Annotated in this window: 1 protein-coding gene; it reads left to right on the forward strand. The window is 64.8% G+C overall.

The genetic code is table 11. From position 1 onward, the window contains the following. Positions 1-87 precede the first annotated feature (87 nt). A complete protein-coding gene (locus AWC08_RS17105; RefSeq protein ID WP_101930934.1) occupies positions 88-1,341 on the forward strand; it encodes an IS30 family transposase in 1,254 nt (417 codons plus the stop codon). Positions 1,342-1,359 lie beyond the last annotated feature (18 nt).

Raw genomic sequence — 1,359 nt, forward strand, 5'->3', positions numbered from 1 at the left:
TGTCGGCGTCGTCTGAAAACTGACCCCGTGTCGACGCGGTGGTTTCTAGGTGCGGTCGCAACACTTCTCTAGATTCTGGAGGTTGTGTTGGCATCGTCGCGTCGGGTGAAGAAGGGGCCGGGACGTCGTCCGCAGTCGGCCAAGCGTCAGCGGTTCATGGAGTTGCGGGCTCGCGGGTGGAGCGTGCGGGCCGCGGCCCGCGAAGTCGGTGTGTCCCGGTCCGCTGCGACGAACTGGACACGCGGTTACAAGACCTACCGCAACGGCGTCGCGGTCGGGTTCGTCCCGCCGCTAGATCGACTAGCGGTCCGCCAGATCAGCACGCGATACCTGTCCCAGGACGAGCGCATCGAGATCGCCGATCTGCATCACTCAGGGCTGAGGGTGCGGACGATCGCCACCCGACTCGGTCGAGCGCCGTCGACGATTTCGAGGGAGCTACGGCGCAACGCACCAGCCGGCCGCGGATATCAGCCCTTCGATGCCCACCGGCGAGCCACCGCGCGACGAGCACGTCACCACCGCCGTCGGGTCGACACCAACGACCAGCTCGGTAACGCGGTCGCCGAGCTGCTTCTTCAGCGTTGGAGCCCCCAACAGATCAGCCGTCACCTCCGCCACCGCTTCCCCGATGATTCATCGATGTGGTTATGCCACGAAAGCATCTATCAAGCTGTCTATCAACCGAATTCACGTTTCATGCGGCCCTCGCGATTAGCGCCGCACCGACGCTCACCGCTGCGCACCGGTCGAGATCACCGCCGAGCGCATCACCGCCAGAGTTGCCGGCGGCCGCGGTTCCAGCAGCCGATGCTCACCATCCACGACCGGTCCTTCTCGGCTGTCGACCGGTCTGAAGCCGGCCACTGGGAAGGCGACCTTATCATCGGTAATAACCACCTCTCGGCGATCGGCACTCTGGTCGAACGCCAGACCCGGATGCTGCGGTTGGTGCATCTGCCTCGCAGTGACGCCGACTCCCTGCACGCGGCCTTGGTGGCCCGCATGAAGGATCTGCCACCCACGCTGATGCGGTCGATCACCTGGGACCAGGGCACCGAGATGGCGCGCCACCTTGCCACCACCGACAAGCTCGGCGCGCCCGTCTACTTCTGCGACTCCAGATCACCCTGGCAACGCGGCACGAACGAGAACACCAACGGACTGCTGCGCGACTACTTCCCGAAGGGCGTCACCCTCATCAGCCACCCGCCGGAGCAGTTGTTGGCCGTCGAACACGAACTCAACCATCGCCCCCGCATGGTCCTCCAAGACCGTTGCCCCGCCGATCTATTCGCTGCCCTGTTAGTCTCGAGTGATCCGTCGGTGTTGCGACGTTGAGTAGAACCCACCCCGTCG

The sequence above is a fragment of the Mycobacterium gordonae genome, from assembly GCF_002101675.1.
Taxonomy (GTDB): Bacteria; Actinomycetota; Actinomycetes; order Mycobacteriales; family Mycobacteriaceae; genus Mycobacterium; species Mycobacterium gordonae.